The organism is Bradyrhizobium sp. UFLA05-109, from assembly GCF_054185165.1.
Window position 1 is genome coordinate 23,958 of sequence record NZ_JBBIAR010000082.1, and the last position, 17,094, is coordinate 41,051.

The 17,094-nt window shown below is 64.2% G+C and carries 19 protein-coding genes; 10 read left to right on the forward strand and 9 right to left on the reverse strand.

Annotation, left to right across the window (positions count from 1 at the left end; translation table 11 throughout):
- Positions 1–87: 87 nt before the first annotated feature.
- The 3 genes from Q3C01_RS38675 to Q3C01_RS38685 all read right to left on the reverse strand — a co-directional run bounded on the left by Q3C01_RS38675 (position 88) and on the right by Q3C01_RS38685 (position 2,669).
- Positions 88–1,950, reverse strand: coding sequence for an ABC-F family ATP-binding cassette domain-containing protein (locus Q3C01_RS38675; RefSeq protein WP_458150556.1), 1,863 nt, complete (start codon positions 1,948–1,950; stop codon positions 88–90).
- Between the two features lie 75 nt (positions 1,951–2,025).
- Positions 2,026–2,208, reverse strand: a complete 183-nt coding sequence (locus tag Q3C01_RS38680) for a hypothetical protein (RefSeq protein WP_458150557.1) — start codon at positions 2,206–2,208, stop codon at positions 2,026–2,028.
- 209 nt (positions 2,209–2,417) lie between these two features.
- Entirely contained in the window at positions 2,418–2,669 is a 252-nt protein-coding gene (locus Q3C01_RS38685; protein WP_458150558.1) for a sulfur globule protein precursor, read from the reverse strand.
- A gap of 296 nt (positions 2,670–2,965) precedes the next feature.
- Between Q3C01_RS38685 and ndk the strand changes: the two genes are divergently transcribed.
- The gene (gene ndk, locus Q3C01_RS38690) at positions 2,966–3,388 is read left to right on the forward strand and encodes a nucleoside-diphosphate kinase (RefSeq protein ID WP_027522612.1); all 423 of its coding nucleotides are present in this window, start codon (positions 2,966–2,968) and stop codon (positions 3,386–3,388) included.
- Between the two features lie 15 nt (positions 3,389–3,403).
- Positions 3,404–4,264 carry a TerC family protein gene (locus tag Q3C01_RS38695; RefSeq protein ID WP_458150559.1) on the forward strand — a complete coding sequence of 287 codons (861 nt, stop codon included), beginning with the start codon at positions 3,404–3,406 and terminating at the stop codon, positions 4,262–4,264.
- Position 4,265: 1 nt separating this feature from the next.
- Here Q3C01_RS38695 and ppx read toward each other — a convergent pair whose 3' ends face one another.
- The 4 genes from ppx to Q3C01_RS38715 form a co-directional block, all read right to left on the reverse strand.
- Positions 4,266–5,768 (reverse strand): exopolyphosphatase, encoded by a 1,503-nt coding sequence (ppx, locus tag Q3C01_RS38700; protein WP_458150560.1) that lies wholly within the window; start codon positions 5,766–5,768, stop codon positions 4,266–4,268.
- A gap of 15 nt (positions 5,769–5,783) precedes the next feature.
- Positions 5,784–7,973, reverse strand: a complete 2,190-nt coding sequence (locus Q3C01_RS38705) for an RNA degradosome polyphosphate kinase (protein ID WP_458150574.1) — start codon at positions 7,971–7,973, stop codon at positions 5,784–5,786.
- Between the two features lie 150 nt (positions 7,974–8,123).
- Positions 8,124–8,801, reverse strand: coding sequence for a P-loop NTPase family protein (locus Q3C01_RS38710; RefSeq protein WP_458150561.1), 678 nt, complete (start codon positions 8,799–8,801; stop codon positions 8,124–8,126).
- Between the two features lie 106 nt (positions 8,802–8,907).
- Positions 8,908–9,450: a CDP-alcohol phosphatidyltransferase family protein gene (locus Q3C01_RS38715; RefSeq protein ID WP_458150562.1), complete on the reverse strand. Its 543-nt coding sequence runs from the start codon at positions 9,448–9,450 to the stop codon at positions 8,908–8,910.
- A 153-nt stretch (positions 9,451–9,603) separates the two neighbouring features.
- Here Q3C01_RS38715 and purM point away from each other — a divergent pair, with 153 nt between their 5' ends.
- Both purM and purN read left to right on the forward strand, forming a co-directional pair.
- Positions 9,604–10,677 carry a phosphoribosylformylglycinamidine cyclo-ligase gene (purM, locus tag Q3C01_RS38720; RefSeq protein ID WP_458150563.1) on the forward strand — a complete coding sequence of 358 codons (1,074 nt, stop codon included), beginning with the start codon at positions 9,604–9,606 and terminating at the stop codon, positions 10,675–10,677.
- A gap of 5 nt (positions 10,678–10,682) precedes the next feature.
- Positions 10,683–11,336 (forward strand): phosphoribosylglycinamide formyltransferase, encoded by a 654-nt coding sequence (gene purN / locus Q3C01_RS38725; RefSeq protein WP_458150564.1) that lies wholly within the window; start codon positions 10,683–10,685, stop codon positions 11,334–11,336.
- An 88-nt stretch (positions 11,337–11,424) separates the two neighbouring features.
- On the opposite strand, the gene Q3C01_RS38730 is transcribed toward purN, so the two are convergent.
- A complete protein-coding gene (locus Q3C01_RS38730; RefSeq protein WP_283042530.1) occupies positions 11,425–11,628 on the reverse strand; it encodes a cold-shock protein in 204 nt (67 codons plus the stop codon).
- A gap of 384 nt (positions 11,629–12,012) precedes the next feature.
- Here Q3C01_RS38730 and Q3C01_RS38735 point away from each other — a divergent pair, with 384 nt between their 5' ends.
- Complete coding sequence (locus Q3C01_RS38735) at positions 12,013–13,191, forward strand: autotransporter outer membrane beta-barrel domain-containing protein (protein WP_458150565.1); 1,179 nt, start codon at positions 12,013–12,015, stop codon at positions 13,189–13,191.
- Between the two features lie 10 nt (positions 13,192–13,201).
- Here the strand turns inward: Q3C01_RS38735 and Q3C01_RS38740 are convergent, their stop codons facing one another.
- Positions 13,202–14,245, reverse strand: a complete 1,044-nt coding sequence (locus Q3C01_RS38740; RefSeq protein WP_458150566.1) for a LysR family transcriptional regulator — start codon at positions 14,243–14,245, stop codon at positions 13,202–13,204.
- 65 nt (positions 14,246–14,310) lie between these two features.
- Here Q3C01_RS38740 and Q3C01_RS38745 point away from each other — a divergent pair, with 65 nt between their 5' ends.
- From Q3C01_RS38745 to Q3C01_RS38765, 5 genes are all read left to right on the forward strand, one after another.
- Positions 14,311–14,928 (forward strand): hypothetical protein, encoded by a 618-nt coding sequence (locus Q3C01_RS38745; RefSeq protein ID WP_458150567.1) that lies wholly within the window; start codon positions 14,311–14,313, stop codon positions 14,926–14,928.
- Positions 14,915–15,535 carry a GNAT family N-acetyltransferase gene (locus Q3C01_RS38750; protein ID WP_458150568.1) on the forward strand — a complete coding sequence of 207 codons (621 nt, stop codon included), beginning with the start codon at positions 14,915–14,917 and terminating at the stop codon, positions 15,533–15,535. The genes Q3C01_RS38745 and Q3C01_RS38750 overlap by 14 nt, the downstream gene beginning before the upstream one ends.
- A 25-nt stretch (positions 15,536–15,560) precedes the next feature.
- Complete coding sequence (locus Q3C01_RS38755) at positions 15,561–16,121, forward strand: isochorismatase family protein (RefSeq protein WP_458150569.1); 561 nt, start codon at positions 15,561–15,563, stop codon at positions 16,119–16,121.
- A gap of 26 nt (positions 16,122–16,147) precedes the next feature.
- Positions 16,148–16,330 (forward strand): hypothetical protein, encoded by a 183-nt coding sequence (locus tag Q3C01_RS38760; protein ID WP_458150570.1) that lies wholly within the window; start codon positions 16,148–16,150, stop codon positions 16,328–16,330.
- Between the two features lie 148 nt (positions 16,331–16,478).
- Positions 16,479–17,094, forward strand: a 616-nt coding sequence (locus Q3C01_RS38765) for an aminotransferase class III-fold pyridoxal phosphate-dependent enzyme (RefSeq protein WP_458150571.1), incomplete at its 3' end; no start/stop codon positions are given.

Here is a 17,094-nt window from a genome sequence, read left to right on the forward strand (position 1 = left end):
TTAAGGTATGATAGCACCTCTACTTTGCATGGGGTTGTTTTTCAGTTTTTGATGTGAGCCTGCCGCGGCAGCCCCCGCAGGCAGCCTCTAACCCGCCGCCTCATCATACTGCGCACTTGCCTCGAGCCATTGCTCTTCGGCGCGCGCGAGCGCGTCGGCGGCGTTGGCGCGTGCTTTGGAGAGCTGTGCGGCCTGCTTGGGATCGCGGGTGAAGATGTCGGGCAGGGCGAGTGCGGTGTCGATCTTGGCGATGATCTCGCTGACGCGGGCAATCTCGGCCTCGGCCTCTGCGATGCGCTTCTTGAGAGGGCCGCGATTGTCCGATCGTGCGCGCTGCGGTTTCTCGGCTGGCGCGCTGCGCTCGCGCGGGTCATTGTCCGCGCTTGCCGCCGACAGCACCACACGCCGGTAGTCGTCGAGGTCGCCGTCGTAGTTGGTCACCGTGCGGTCGGCGACCAGCCAGAGCCGCTCGGCGCAGGCCTCGATCAGATAGCGGTCGTGCGAGACCATGATGACGGCGCCGGGAAAGTCGTTGATCGCTTCCGCAAGCGCAGCGCGGCTGTCGATGTCGAGATGGTTGGTCGGCTCGTCCAGGATGATCATGTTGGGACCGAAGAAGGTCGCTAAGCCCAGCAGCAGCCGCGCCTTCTCGCCGCCCGACAGCTTGCCGGCCTTGGTGTCGGCCGCCTTGCCGGAAAAGCCGATCGCGCCGGCGCGCGCCCGCACCTTGGCCTCTGGCGCATCGCCCATCAGCTTGCGGACATGGTCGTAGGCGGACGCATCCTCGTTCAGCTCGTCGAGCTGGTGCTGCGCGAAATAGGCGATCGACAGTTTGTCGGCGCGCGTGACCCTGCCGGAGAACGGCGCGAGCTTGCCTGCGAGCAGTTTCACCAGCGTCGACTTGCCGTTGCCGTTGGCGCCGAGCAGCGCGATGCGGTCGTCATTGTCGATGCGCAAGGTGACGCGGCTCAGCACGGGTGTCGTCGGATCATAGCCGACCGAGACGTTGTCGACGGCGATGATCGGCGGCGACAGCGTCTTCTCCGGCGGCGGGAAGCTGATCTCGTGCACGTCCTGTGTCACCAGGGCCGTGATCGGCTTCAGCCGCTCCAGCATTTTGACGCGCGACTGGGCCTGGCGGGCCTTTGAGGCTTTGGCCTTGAAGCGGTCGACGAAGGCTTGCAGGCGCTCGCGCTCGGCCTCCTGGCGCTTGACCTGTTTTGCGTCGAGCAGTTCGCGGGCGGCGCGCTGCTCCTCGAACGACGAATAGGTGCCGCGATAGAGAGTGAGCTTGCCGCGGTCCAGATGCAGGATCTGGTCGACCGAGCTTTCCAGCAGGTCGCGGTCGTGGCTGATCACGATCACGGTGCGCGGATAGTGGGCGAGGTGATCCTCCAGCCACAGCGTGCCTTCGAGGTCGAGATAGTTGGTGGGCTCGTCGAGCAGCAGCAGGTCGGGCGCTGCAAACAGCGTCGCGGCGAGGGCCACGCGCATCCGCCAACCGCCGGAGAACTCCGAGCAGGCGCGCAACTGGTTCGCGGCGGAGAAGCCGAGGCCCGAGAGGATCGCAGCCGCGCGGGCAGGGGCCGAATGCGCATCGATGTCGACGAGGCGGGTCTGGATCTCCGCGATGCGATGCGGGTCGTGCGCGGTTTCGGCCTCGCGCAGCAGCGCGTCGCGCTCGAGATCGGCCTTGAGCACGACCTCGATCAGGCTTTCCGGGCCGTCGGGCGCTTCCTGCGCGAGGCTGCCGATGTGCCAGCGCGGCGGCAGCGCGACCGCGCCATGCTCGGCGGCGAGCTCGCCGCGGATGACCTTGAACAGTGTCGACTTGCCGGTGCCATTGCGCCCGACAAGACCGACGCGCGAACCGGGCGTGATCTGCACGGAGCTCTGGTCGATCAGGAGGCGTCCGGCGAGGCGGATCGAAAGGTCGGTGATGGTGAGCATGCGGCCTTGTCACCGCAGCGCGCGGCAAACGCAACCCCGTTGTTGCCCCTAATTCTGGGATCTAGTTCTCGGGATCTAGTTGTTGGGATCGCCGTCGCGATCCCGCTTGCGCAGCTCGTTCACGAGGTGCTCGAGATATGTCGGAAGCCGCGGCTCGGGCCGAAGGCTCTGCTGGAGCCGTTCGCCGATGGCGTCGCAGATCGATCGGCTGGTCCGCCGGTCCATCTGTTCGCTGTCATTGGCGGATTGCCGAGGCATCACGGGTTCCATCGTAAGAAGCAAGGACACCTTACCAAGTCACTGACCGCGAAATAGTTTCGGGCCCCCATGGGGGCCGCCTTCCATTCTAGTAAAGACTGTATGAAAGCGGCGATGTGCTACCCAAGGCAAAAGCCCCGGCGGCGGGGGACGCCGGGGCTTCTTCTGGTCGTTCTCTTGGTTCGTTCTCTTGGAAGGTGCTGACGGGCTCAGTAGCAGCGGTTCACCAGCCGCCAGCGGGGTCCCCAGGGGGTCGGGACCAGCTGGCGCACATAGCACCCGCCATAGCCGTAGGAGACGGGGCCGCCGACATAGAAGCGCGGTGCGCCCCAGCCGTAACCGTGCCAGCCGCCATGCCAGCCACCCCAGCCGCCATGCCAGTGGGCGGAGGCAGAGGTCGGAGCCAGCGCGGCACCCAGCGCGACCGCGGCGACTGCAGCAAGCGAAAGTTTCCTCAACATGTGATCTCCTCAAAACTGCCGGCGCGGGCCTGCGCGTCGATGGAATGGCCGCCGAAACGCCTCTTGAAAGGCAGAACGCGTCTCGATGGCCCCGACCTTAGGCCCGCGATCCTGAACCGGGGCCTGAACGGAGGTTGCAGATTGGGTTCATCTCGGTGAAATAATTGTAATTCCACAGCTCGGTCTCCCGCGGCGATCAGCCCGTGAAGCCCTTTAGCCGGTCGCTTGCCGTTCGCCGAGAGCGCCGATATAAGCCCGGCAACTCCAAATCACCCCCCTTTCTCAAGGATAGAACCATGGCGATTGAACGCACCTTCTCGATCATCAAGCCCGACGCGACCGAGCGTAACCTGACCGGTGCGGTCAACGCCGTGATCGAGAAGGCCGGCCTGCGCATCGTCGCCCAGAAGCGCATCCGCATGACCAAGGGCCAGGCCGAGACCTTCTATGCCGTGCACAAGGCCCGCCCGTTCTTCGGCGAGCTCGTCGAGTTCATGACCTCCGGCCCCGTGGTCGTCCAGGTGCTGGAAGGCGAGGGCGCGATCGCCAAGTACCGCGAGGCGATGGGCGCGACCGACCCGTCGAAGGCGGCTGACGGCACTATCCGCAAGCTCTACGCCAAGTCGATCGGCGAGAACTCGGTGCATGGCTCCGACGCCCCCGAAACGGCCGTGATCGAGATCGCCCAGTTCTTCTCGGGCAACGAGATCGTCGGCTGATCGGAAGGACGCATTGTGAACTGGCTCTGGCAGATCTTCGACCCCGGCACGCTCGGGTCGTTCTTCACCCAGTTCCGCAATGAAATGGCCGAACCGGCCTTCTGGGTCGCGGTCGGCAAGATCATCTGGATCAACATCCTGCTCTCCGGCGACAACGCGCTGGTGATCGCGCTTGCATGCCGTGGGCTGAAGCCGCGGCATCGGCTATGGGGCATGGTGCTCGGTGCGGGGGCGGCGGTGCTGCTGCGCATCGTGTTCACCGGCATCGTCGCGAGCCTGATGGCGCTGCCATACCTCAAGCTGGTCGGCGGTCTCGCTTTGATCGTGATCGCCGCCAAGCTTTTGGTGCCGGAAAGCGAGGACGAGGACGACGTCGCCTCGGCCTCGCATCTGTGGCAGGCGGTGCAGATCGTCGTTGTCGCCGACATCATCATGAGTCTCGACAACGTCATCGCGGTCGCGGCTGCCGCAAACGGCAGCGTGCCGCTTCTGGTGCTCGGTCTTGCCGTCAGCGTGCCGCTGATCGTCGCCGGCGCTGCGCTGATCATGGCGCTGCTGTCAAAACTGCCGATCCTGGTCTGGGCCGGCGCGGCGTTGCTCGGCTGGATCGCCGGCGAGGTGATCGCGACCGATCCGGGCGTCGAGCCGAAGCTGCATGCGCTGTCCGACGGTCCGTTCGGCGCATCGCTGGATTCGCTGCTCGCAGGCTTGCGCATCCCGCCGCAATTTGCCCATGGCGGGGCGGGCGCCGAGTATCTCAGCTGCGTGCTCGGCGTCATCGTCGTGCTGGTCGTCGGCTATATCTGGCGCCGGCGCAGCATGCATGTTGCCGCGCTCGAGGCCTCCGAGCGCCACGCCAAAGTGTCGGCGGAATAATCTAGCGCCTTACGATCGACCCCGAGCGGCCGACCAGACGGGCGAGCTGCTTGAATCGGCCGCCGACGCGATCGGCGACGAGATCACCGAGACGGTGCTCGAACACCAGCATCAGCTTGCGGCCCTCGGTGCGGAAATGGGTAGCCGGCAGCACGCCGGGCCGGGCCGCCGAGATCAGATGCGCAACGCGGAACGCGGCGCCCAGGAGCCGCGTGCGCTCGAGATGCGCAGGCGTGAGCAGCTCTTGCATGGTCAGGGGCGGCTGGTTCTCTTCGCTCAAGCCCGCGTAGCGATAGAACACCGACAGGCCGACGAAGGCGCGGCCCTCGTGGCTGACTGCGCCGAAATTGCCGTTGACCACGAGGCTCAGGGTCTGCTCGCCGCGGTGGTCAGGATGGACGCGCCAGCCGATGTCCGAGAGCAGACACGCGGTGTGGCGCAGCCTGCGGTCCTCCTCGGTCTCGCGCAGCCTCACCACGCGCGCGAAGCGGTCGGTCCATTCGATGAGCTCGCGGGCATGGCGCGCCGAACGCGACATCAGCTGGTTCAGCTCTTCTGCAGCGCAGATCAATCCGTCCTTGGCGCGTTCGGCTTCCGACAGCTTCTCGTGCAGCAGGCCTTCGCGCACGCCGAAGGTCGAGAACACGATCGTCTTCGGCCGTGCGACGCGGATGACGTGCTCGAGCACGAGCGCGGCATAGGCGAGGAGGGGCCGCCGTGCGTCGGCGACCAGTTCGATGTCGGCGAGCAGGTTGGACGCAGCCAGGCGGCGCAGGCGCCGCGCGAAATCCAGCGCATCCGCGGCCGGTATCGAATAGCCGTGCATCACCTGCAGCGGATAGCCGCTCTGGATGATGTGGATGCGGGCGAGTGCGCGCCATGTGCCGCCAACCGCATAGAAGGTGCGGCCGCGCCCGGCCTTGAGCTGCGCCACGGCGTCGAGTTCCTCGCGCACGATGCGGTCGGCGCGCTTCAACGATTTATGCGCGAGATCCTGCAAGGCGAGCCCGCCGAGCGGCAGCGTCACGCCGCTGCGCACGCTGTTGCGGTGGACCTCGACGAGCTCCAGCGAGCCGCCGCCGAGATCGCCGACGATGCCGTCGGGGTGATGAATGCCGGAGACGACGCCGAGCGCCGAGAGTCGTGCCTCGCGCGGGCCCGACAGGATCTCGATCTTCACCGCGCAGATGCGCTCGGCCTTGGCGATGAAGTCGGGGCCGTTGGATGCATCACGGCACGCGGCGGTCGCGATTGCAAAGACGCGCCCGACCTGCATCACCCGACACAGCGCCCGAAATCGCTTCAGCGAGGTCAGCGCCTTGTCGACCGCGTCGGGCGCGAGCAGGCCCGTGCTCTGCACCTCGCGGCCGAGGCCGCAGAGCGTCTTCTCGTTGAAGATCGGAATGAGGCTCCGCGCCAGTGCCTCGTAGACGACGAGACGAACCGAGTTGGAGCCGATATCGATCACCGCGACGCTTGCGCCACGTTTGCGCGGCCGCGTCACGGCAACAATCCCCGGTCAGGACTGATGACGTTCGTTCCGGCGCGTGAGACGCCGCGGCGAGGATTCCTTGAGCGACTTTCCACGGCCAGACAGACTCGGATTTGTCATGAAGTAGTTGTGCACGTTGAAAGGCTCCTCGCCCTTCGCGGCCTTCATACGCGTTGACGATCCATCGGGCAACAATTGCCAGCTCTGCTCATTGTCCTTCAGATTCGCGACCATGATCTGTTCGAGAACCTGCTGATGTACCGTCGGATTTTGCAGCGGGCACAGCACCTCGACACGGCGGTCGAGATTGCGCGGCATCATGTCGGCTGACGAGATATACACAGCCGCTTTCGCGCTCGGCAGGCCCTGGCCCATGCCGAAGCAGTAGATGCGGCCGTGCTCGAGGAAGCGCCCGATGATCGACTTGACGCGAATGTTCTCCGACAGGCCGGGGATACCCGGCCGCAGGCAGCAGATGCCGCGCACCACGAGCTCCACCTGGACGCCGGCTTGAGATGCCTCATAGAGCGCGTCGATGATATCGGGATCGACCAGGGCGTTCATCTTCATCCACACCGCGCCGGGCTTGCCGTGCCGTGCATACTCGATCTCGCCCTGGATGTGCTCGATGATGCGCTTGCGCAGCGTCAGCGGCGATACCGCCATCTTGTCGAGATCGCTCGGCGCCGCGTAGCCGGTGATGAAGTTGAACACGCGCGCAGCGTCGCGGCCGATGGTCGGGTCCGAGGTGAAGTAGGAGAGATCGGTGTAGATGCGCGCGGTCACCGGATGGTAGTTGCCGGTGCCGGTGTGAACATAGGTGGTGAGGCTGCCGCCCTCGCGGCGCACGACCATCGAGAGTTTCGCGTGCGTCTTCAACTCGAGGAAGCCGTAGACGACCTGCACGCCGGCGCGCTCGAGGTCGCGTGCCCAGCGGATATTGGCTTCCTCGTCGAAGCGCGCCTTGAGCTCGATCAGCGCGGTGACGGACTTGCCCGCCTCGGCGGCCTCGGCCAATGCACGCACGATCGGCGAATTGTTGGAGGTGCGGTAGAGCGTCTGCTTGATCGCGACGACGTCTGGGTCGCGCGTGGCTTGCTGGAGGAACTGCACGACGACATCGAAGGATTCGTAGGGATGATGGACGATGAGGTCCTTCTGCCGGATCGCCGCGAAGATGTCGCCGCCATGCTCGCGCACGCGTTCGGGATGACGGGGCACGTAAGGGGTGAATTCGAGGTCGGGGCGATCGAGGCGGGTGAGTTGCGACAGCTCGTTCATGGCGAGCACGCCGTCGACCAGGAATACTTCGTCTTCGGCCGCAGAGAGCGCGTGCTGCACGAAGCTGCGCAGCTGCTCCGGCGTCTTGGCGTCGACCTCGAGCCGGATCACCGATCCGCGGCGACGGCGCTTCAGCGCCGTCTCGAACACGCGCACGAGGTCTTCGGCCTCTTCCTCGATCTCCATTTCGGAGTCGCGGATGATGCGGAAGGCGCCCTGGCCGTGCACGGTGTAGCCGGGGAACAGACGGTTGATGAAGAGCGCGGTGGCCTGCTCGAGAGGGATGAGCCGCGTCACGCCCTCAGCGGGCAATTTGATGAAGCGGTCGATCTTGCCGGGCATGCGGATCAGCGCGTTCATCTGCTTGCCGTCGGCATCGCGCGTGAGCTGGAGCGCGATGGTGAAGCCGAGGCTTGGGATGAACGGGAAGGGATGGGCGGGATCGATCGCCAGCGGCGTGAGCAGCGGGAAGACGTTGTGGAGAAAATAGTCTTCCAGCCAGGTTCGTTCGGGCTTGGTGACTTCCTTGCCGTCCACGAGCACAATGCCGACCTCGGCAAGCGTGCTGCGCAGGTCGCGCCAGATCGCCTGCTGGTCGCTCGCAAGCTGGGAGACGGTTCGGTTGATCAGCGCCAGCTGCTCGGACGGGGTCAGGCCGTCGGGGCTGCGCTCGGGGATGCCCTCGCGGACCTGAGCCTTGATGCCGGCGACGCGGACCATGAAGAACTCATCAAGGTTATTCGCGGAAATCGACAGGAATCGCACCCGCTCCAGCACCGGGTGGTGCGAGTTGACCGATTCCTCCAGGACCCTGCGGTTGAAGTGCAGCCAGGAAAGCTCGCGATTGATGAATCGCTCGGGGCTCGTGGCGATCGCCGGCAGGCCAGCCGATTCCGATTCTTTTTCTTTAATTTCAACAGCTTGCGCGGAGTCCATGAGAAGTCGGTCCATCTTGTCTCGCCTTACTTTGCGACTTACGCGCAAAACCGGCGGGAGCATGTGTTAATGCGATGACGTTTCGATGACATTGATGTTCTGCTTCTCGGCCGCGTCAAGCGGGCGGGGCTTGCAAAGGGTCTGAAAAGGTCAGGCGTCGCGGAGCAGCTCGGCGGCTAGTGCACGGGTCACGGGCCGGCCGAGCCGCAGGGCTTCGCTGTCGAGCAGCTCCACGGCCCGCCGAGCGGCTGCGGAGGAGCGCTCCAGGCGGGTCGCAAGATAACTCACCACGCTCTCATCGACGCTCAATTGGCGGTCGGCGCAGAACTTGACGATCAGGCCGCGGAAAAGCTGGTCGTCCGGGGGCAGGAGCGACACCACCGGCACGGCGCGCACGCGCGAGCGCAGGTCGCGCAGCTCGATATCCAGCGCCGCCGGTAACTCGCGGCCGGTGAGCAGGACGTAGGCTCCTTCCTCGCGCGCGAGGTTCAACAGATGGAAGAGCGCGCGCTCATCAAAGTCCTGCGCTTTCAGGTCCTCAACGACCAGTGCTCCCGTGGCGAGCGCTCCAGGCACGGCGGCCGCGATCAATGCATTGGCAGTGGTGGAGCGGGCGCCGGCTTCTTCGGCCCAGATGGCGGCGAGATGGCTCTTGCCTGAGCCCTCGGGCCCGGCCAGCCACATGATCCGGTTTGGCCATTCGGGCCAGCCGTCGATCAGCGCGAGCCCGGCGGCGTTGGCCGGGCCTTCGAGAAAATTATCCCGGCTCAGGCTTTCCGCGTGCGGAAGCGAAAACGCCAGTTGTCGGGGATGAACGCGGCCTGCCACGCTTGCTTTGCTCCATGCCGGACGGGCCGGCCAAAACTTGTGCCAAAGGGGTTTGGCGCAAAAGCCTATCGGTTGCGAGTTGGCCTTTTGCGGGGCCGGTCTGCGCTCATTTCGCTTCGATCGTGCTCATGTGCCGCAGCCACTCGACGAGATAGAGCGACACCGAGGTGAGCGTGAAGACCGTGACGAGGCCCATCAGGATAATATCATAGGGCTCCGGCTTGAAGCCGAAGGCGAGTGCGGCCAAGACCAAGGCTGCGAATGCCACCTGGGCTGCGGTATTCAGCTTCGACACCATCAGGGGTTTCATGGCCACCGGCTTGTCGAACAGCCAGGACACGATCACGGCGGCGACGATCATGATGTCGCGGGAGACCACCAGGATGACGATCCAGCGCGGGATGGCACCCCAGATCCCCAGCGCCATGTAGATTGAGACCAAAAGCGCCTTGTCGGCGAGCGGGTCGAGCAGGGCGCCGAGCTCACTCGTCATGTTGAAGCGCTTGGCCAGGAAGCCGTCGACGGCGTCGCTGATCCCAGCGATCAGGAACACACCGAACGCCACCTCCATTTGGCTCGACACGATGGCCCAGACGATGATTGGGACCAGCATGATGCGGCCCAAAGTGATGATGTTCGGAATACTCACGCGGCGCTTCCCGGCACCCGGTGTGACCTCGAATCCGGCCCTTTGGAGGCTGAACCGGTTGATATCTACATAGTATAGCCTCAGGCCCCTTGCGAGCCATTGCGCGGCCCTCGAATTCGACGTAACCAGCCGCAAATCCACTGGAAATCGGGCATGACCGACCGCAAAAACGGCCTTACCTACGCCGATTCAGGCGTCGACATCGATGCGGGCAATCGCTTGGTCGACCTGATCAAGCCGATGGTGCGCGCGACCGCACGTGCCGGCGCCGATGCCGAGATCGGGGGGTTCGGCGGCCTGTTCGACCTCAAGGCAGCCGGGTTCAAGGACCCCGTCCTGGTCGCCGCCACCGACGGCGTCGGCACCAAGGTCAAGATCGCCATCGAGACCGGCCTGCATGGCGGGATCGGCATCGACCTCGTCGCGATGAGCGTCAACGACCTGGTGGTGCAGGGGGCCGAGCCGCTGTTCTTCCTCGACTATTTCGCCTGCGGCAAGCTCGACCCCGAGGCTGCTGCGTCGATTGTCGCGGGCGTTGCCGAAGGCTGCCGCGAGTCTGGCTGCGCATTGATCGGCGGCGAGACCGCCGAGATGCCCGGCCTCTACAAGGACGGCGACTATGATCTCGCCGGGTTCGCAGTCGGTGCCGCCGAGCGCGGAACGCTGCTGCCGCGCAAGGATATCGCCGCGGGCGATGCCGTGATCGGGCTGGTTTCCTCGGGGGTGCATTCCAACGGCTTCTCGCTGGTGCGCAAGATCGTCGAGCAGTCCGGCCTCGGCTTCGAGGCCCAGGCGCCGTTTGCGCCCGTCATGACGCTCGGGGGCGCGCTGCTCGCGCCGACCCGGCTCTATGTCAAATCCTGCCTGCGTGCGATCCGCGAGACCGGCGCGGTGAAGGGCCTTGCCCACATCACCGGTGGCGGTTTCACCGACAACATCCCGCGCGTGCTGCCAAAACATCTCGGTGTCGGCATCGATCTCGCCCGCTTGCCGGTGCTGCCGGTGTTCAAATGGCTGGCGGCGCAAGGCGGCATGGCCGAGCTCGAAATGCTGCGCACATTCAACTGCGGCATCGGCATGATCGCGATCGTCGAGCCGGATGCCGTCGACAAGGTGATGCAGGTATTCACCGATGCCGGCGAGACGGTGGCGCAACTCGGCACCGTGATCCCGGCCGAGGGCGAGCATCGCGTCGTCTATAACGGCCAACTCGATCTGTCGCTGTAAGACCCATGAAGCGCCGCGTCGCCATCCTGATCTCCGGCCGAGGCTCCAACATGGCGGCGCTGATCAAGGCCGCCGCCATGCCGGATTTTCCGGCCGAGATCTCGCTCGTCATCTCGAACAAGGCCGACGCGCTGGGCCTGGAAAAGGCGAGGGCGAGCGGCGTGAAAACGCTGGTGATCGAGAGCAAGCCGTTCGGCAAGAATCGCGCAGGGTTTGAGGCGGCGCTGCAGGCCGCCCTCGACCAGCACGGCATCGAGCTGATTTGTCTGGGCGGCTTCATGCGGTTGTTCACGGCCGAGTTCACGCAAAGCTGGCACGGGCGGATGCTCAACATCCATCCCTCGCTGCTGCCGTCATTCCCCGGCCTCGACCCGCACGGCCAGGCCTTGCGCGCCGGCGTGAAACTGTCTGGCGCGACGGTGCACTTCGTGATCCCTGCGACCGATGCCGGCCCGATCGTGATGCAGGGCGCCGTTCCCGTCAGCGACAACGACACGCCGGACACGCTGTCCGAGCGCATCCTCGAAGTCGAGCACCGCATCTATCCAGAAGCGCTGCGACTGCTTGCAACCGGCAAGGTCCGGATCGACGGCGACGTCTGCAAAACGGTGGGAAGCGGTGGCTCGGAGAATTTCCTGATCTCGCCGGTGGTGAGCTGAAGCGCCATGCAGGCTTGAGCCACAAACGAATTCCCCCGGGCGGGGCCGGGGGAATTCACGCTTGCCTGTGTCGATCGTGAGCAGAAAGTCAGTGAACCTTGAGGTTCTCTGCGGAAGTCTTGCCGCGATTCTCCACGAGATCGTATTCAACCACCTGATTTTCATTAAGGGTGGTCAGCCCAGCGCGCTCGACCGCGGAAATGTGGACGAACACGTCCTTGTCGCCGCCGTTCGGCTTGATGAAGCCATAGCCCTTTGTCGGGTTGAACCATTTGACGGTGCCCTTTTGCATCGCCAGTCTCCTCCTTTAGACATAAAAAAGACGCGGCGACGTCTTTGCGCGTGCCACGCCACAAACGGGCTTCCGGAAGTCTGTTCGAGTCTTGAGTCTCAATGTCGCGAAACGCACAGTCGAGCGGCCAAATCCGATTGTGCCTGATATTGCAACATGAAAACCGCTTGCTCGCAAGCAGCGCGCAAAGTTCAAAGTCCCGACCGACGTTCGATGGCACAATTTGCGACCTGTGGCAGCGGTACCACAGGGCGGGGCAATCATCCCATTCAGTGTTGCCCAGGCGATTGACCCTTCATGCCGGTTCAGCGCAAATCGTCGCAGGTACTGCAATGCGTGTTGCATTTTTGCGCGTTGCCATTTTGCTTCGGGAATTGTGTCGACATGCGCTGCCTCTCGCAGCCCTCAGGGACAAGACGGACGAGCCGGTTGGACTTTGTCCGGCGTGCCGCGAGCGCTATTGCGGTCGCCTTTGCGCTCCCGCTGATGATCATGGCTGCGCCGGCACATGCACAGTCGCCCACACCGACGCCGACGCCCACAGCGACGCCGACGCCAACCCCGACGCCCACGCCGTCACCGACGCCATCACCGACACCTACCGCGATCAACTACGGCCAGTCGGCGGGCAACACCACGCTCAATCTCGGCTCTAGTTTCCTGGAGCGACTGGGCAACCAGGCCTCGAACGGCTTCGACAGGACCTCCCGAACCAATCCCGGCGGTGGCGGCGCTGCCGAGGCGGCGGAAGGGCCGCGCTACCGGACCTGGTTCGAGGGTTACGGCATTTCGATGCGAACCGACGCGCAGGGCGACTTCGTCGGCGACAAGCGCACGACCGTTGGCGGGGTCGCGGGCTTCGGCGCGCGGCTTGCGCCGGGAGTCAATCTCGGCTTCTCCGTCGACCAGAGCCACACCGACATCGACGTGCCCTTGGCGCTCCAATCGGCAACGCTGGATCTGACCCAACTCGGCGTCAACGGCTCCGTCGACAAGGGGCCCTGGACCTGGGCCTTTGCGCTCGTCCATGGCTTCGGCAACGTCCATTCCAGCCGGGACAGCGGCTTTGGCTTTGCGACTGCGCGCTATAGCGCCGCCATCGACGGCGCGCTGACCGAGATCAGCTACTACTGGACCCAGGACCAGATCCGCTTCGTCCCCAAAGCTGCGCTGGAATATGTCCGCGCCACCAGCGCTTCGTTCCAGGAGACGGGCAGCCTCTTTCCCCTGACCGTCGGCTCGTCCGCGCTTGCGCGCGCGCGCCTCATGCTCGGCGCCGAGGTGGGGCGCTACTTTATCTTCGACCAGAAGATTCTGGACCTGTCAGCCTACGGCAAGTTCGTCGACAATTTCTATCAGGACCTGGGATCGATCCAGGTCAGCCTGGGCAGGCAGAGCCTCGTAGTGCCCGGCATCGGCGAGAGCCGCTACGGCCTCGACACCGGCGCGTCGGCCTCGCTCAGCCTGACCAACACCGCGCGCCTCTACCTCAATTATGACGGCAAGTTCCGCAACGAGTTGCGGTCGCACCAGGGCACGGTCGGCTTCGAGTACAGATGGTAGCCGCTGCCGATCAGGTCGGCGCCGCCGCGACATAGCCCGTCAGGCCAAAGCTCTCCCGGGCCGTTGCCATCATCGGCACCAGCTCGTTCGGGTGGATGAATTCGTCGCGGAAGCAGGGATAGGTGCGCGGATCGAAGATCTTCTTCAGCCACTCGACCACGATCTTGTGTCGCTCCGAGGCGCGGAATTCCTTGTGATAGGTGAGCCAGAGATCGGCGTGGTGGCTGACGCCGAGATCGACGGCGACGACCGGCGCGCCGATTGCGATCGACACCGTCGGCAAGAAGCCGATGCCGGCGCCACGTTCCACCGCGTAGAGCACGCCCACCGATGAGTTGGTCTTGATCCCGACGATGCCCTCGAGCGACTTGAGCCCCAGGATGCGCGCATAGGCGGTATCGTCGACCTGCGGTGCGCTCTGCTTGATGATCCGGTGGTTCGGCAACTCGGCAAGTGTGCCGGGCACGCCGTGCAGGCTCTCGTAACCCTTCGAGACGAAGGGATAGATGTGCAGCCGGCCAAGCTTGGCCACGATCAGATCCGGATTGGTCGGCGGCTCGAGCTGGATCGCGATGTCGGACTCCAGGCGCGCAACATCGGCCTGCTCCATTGCGCAGCGCAGGTCGACGGTGATCTTGCGATAGGTCTTCTGGAAGTCGATCAGTCGCGGCAGGATCCAGAAATTGCCGGGCCCTTCCGTCACTGCGACGCGCACGGTGCCTGTCGCGTCGCTCGAACCACGCGAGGCGCGGCGAAATACATTGAAGGCGTGACGCTCCATCAAGGTGACATCGGAGATCATCGCCGTGCCTTCGTCGCTCAGCGTCAATCCGCTCTGGTCGCGCAGAAACAGCTTGCAGCCGATGCTCTCTTCGAGCCGGTCGATCCGACGCATCAGCGTCGTCGAGGTGAGGCCGAGCTCTTCGGCAGCGTTGCGGAAACTTTTATATTTCGCGCAAGCTAAAAACAGCTTCAAATCGTCCCAGGATGCATCCAGGGACTCATCGCTGCGGTGCTGCGTCATCGCAGCACCCCGGTGCAATAGTTGCTGCATACACCTGTTCCTTACCCGATAAGCTCCTCATCCTAACGGGACAGGGCGAAACTTAGAGGGGTGGGATGGGTATGGAAAGAGGCTCGTTTGCCGCGAGGCATGAATTTGACGCGCTGCCGCTCAGTCCAGACATCGATGTCCACTGTGCGCAATTTTCCGAAATTGCCGCGCTTGCCGGCATGGCGCACCGGTTAGTCCCCGGCGTGCGCATCGGCGAGCAGGAGCTCGCGCGCTATTTCACCTTCGATTCCCAATGCCTTCTGACCTTCACCCGGAACGGCGTACTGGTGGGTGGAATGGCGTTCCTGTTTCTCAACGAGCGCGGCCATGACGCACTGCTGCTCGACGAGATCTGTCTGACCGAACCCGACATCCGGCATCTTGCATGTGGCGACGAGGAGGTCTCGGCCATCTACATCTGGGCCATCGCGACCACCGGCCGCGGCATCGCCGGACTCGGCAAAGCGGCCGCGCATCTGCGGCAGCCGCGGTTACGAAGCGCCGATTGTTTCGCGCAGCCGTCGACGGCTGCCGGACGCGACATCATGAAAGCGACGGGTTTTGAGCCTATCGCGAGCTTCCAGCCCGACCTCTGGTGTTACGAGAGGCCATGGAATCGACTGCCCATGCGCGGGCGGGGCGCAATGATCGAAGTAGGGAGTTTTGCAAATGCACGGCACTAGAATTCCTTTTGCCAAACCTGACTCGCGCGCCATCACGGTCCGCATCGCGCGCGATCCCAGCGACCTCATGCTGGTCACTGCCATCCGCTCGGCGGTCTATCTCGCAGAGCAGGACTGTCCTTTCGAGGAAGAGTTCGATGGCAATGATTTGGTCGCCGCGCATTTCATTGGCTTCATCGGCAACGAGCCCGCCGGCTGCCTGCGGGTTCGCTTCTTCGGCGAGTTCGCCAAGGTCGAGCGACTCGCGGTGCGGCATCAGTACCGGCGCTCGCGCGTGTCGTTCAAGCTCGTGCAGGCAAGCGTCGAGTACGTGAAGCGCAAAGGCTTCCGCAAAATCTATGGGCAGGCGCAGGACCGGCTCGTCGACTTCTGGGCCCATTTCGGTGCCAAGCCGCTCGGCCACAATCGCAAGATCACCTTCTCGGATTTTTCCTATACCGAGATGGTGCTCGAGATCGAGCCGGGGCCGGACGCGATCACGCTGGACAGCGATCCTTACGTGATCATCCGTCCCGAGGGCGATTGGGATCGGCCGGGGGTGCTTGACGCCTCGGCGGGACGAGCGGTGACATCGCCGCTGCGTAACGTCTCGATGGCTCAACGCTGAAATTGGTGCAGCTACGAACAAGCCAATGCCGGACTTCATTGACGACGATCCGCCGATCCTGGTTTGCGCCGATCTGCAGGTCGAATATCTGACTCCCGGGCGTCGCCATGTCATTCTCGATGGCGACGCCACGACCTCGCGCTGCCTGGAGTTGTTGACGCTGTGGCGCGACAATCTCTGGCCGGTGATGCACCTCAAGCGCATCGCGCAGGCCGCCTGGTTCAATCCGGCATCCAAACTGACCGATTGGATTGGTGAGCTGAAGCCGCGCCCAGGGGAGATGACGTTTGAGCATCCGCTGCCGTCGGCCTACAGTTCCGCGCGGTTCGCGGACTACAGCGCGAACATTCGGAACATCCGCTGCGTGCTACTCGGTTTCTCCCTCGACGAGACGATCTTGGCGACGGTGGTCGACGGGTTTCACAGAAGCCATCGCTATCAGGTTGTCAGCGACGCTGTCGCCTGTCGCCATCCGGGCCGTGGCGACGCGGCGACCTATAAGCAGTCGGTGATGAATGTGATCGGCAATTTTGCTACTGTTCGCGCCAGCGCCGAACTCAACAGGACCGGCGCCATCGCGGTATAGACGGGCGCGGCCCGCGACGAGGGTGATTGACGACATTATCCCGGGGGCAAGAGCTGGAAGGTTTGGTCGGCGATCTGTCGCGCGCCCTCGAAGCCGCGCGCCGACTTGGGCTGTCAACGACCGTCTATCTGCTCTCGATGGCACTCGTCGAGGCGCGCGAGGCGGCCGAGGCCGACTCGGATGGTGGCGATGATGACGGGGCTGCCTGAACCGACGCATTACCTGTTTTCCTGCAACGCTGCTGTGCTGCCGACGAATTGACGTTGCAAGTTGTGCCGTGCCGCAATAGCCAAGTGACGATGCCATCGACAGACGAGCTCCGTTTCGGCGCGAGCCGAAGGCTGAAGGAATGATGTGATGACCATGCTGCCCAATTCGCAAGAAGCCCGGGATGTCGCGTTCCAGCTCCATCCCTATACCAACGCGCGTACCCATCAGCAGAATGGCCCGCTGGTGATCGAGCGAGGCGAGGGGCCCTATGTCTTCGACGCCGCGGGCAGGCGCTATTTCGAGGCGATGGCCGGCCTGTGGAGCGTCGGGCTCGGCTTCAACGAGAAGCGGCTGGTCGAGGCTGCGTACCGGCAGATGCAGGCCCTGCCGTTCTATCATACGTTCTCCGCGAAATCGCACGGGCCCTCGATCGATCTCGCCGAGAAACTCGTCGCCCTCGCGCCGGTGCCGATGAGCAAGGTGTTCTTCACCAACTCCGGCTCGGAAGCGAACGATACGGTGCTGAAGCTGATCGCTTATCGCTCGAATGCGCTCGGTCAGCCGCAGCGCAAGAAGGTGATCAGCCGCATGCGCGCCTATCACGGCGTCACGATCGCCTCCGCAAGCCTCACGGGTCTGCCGAACAATCACCGTTCCTTCGATCTTCCATTGCCGAATATCCTGCACGCGGGCTCGCCGCATTTCTACAAGGATGGCCAGGCTGGCGAGAGCGAGGAAGCCTTTGCGACGCGACGTGCGGAGG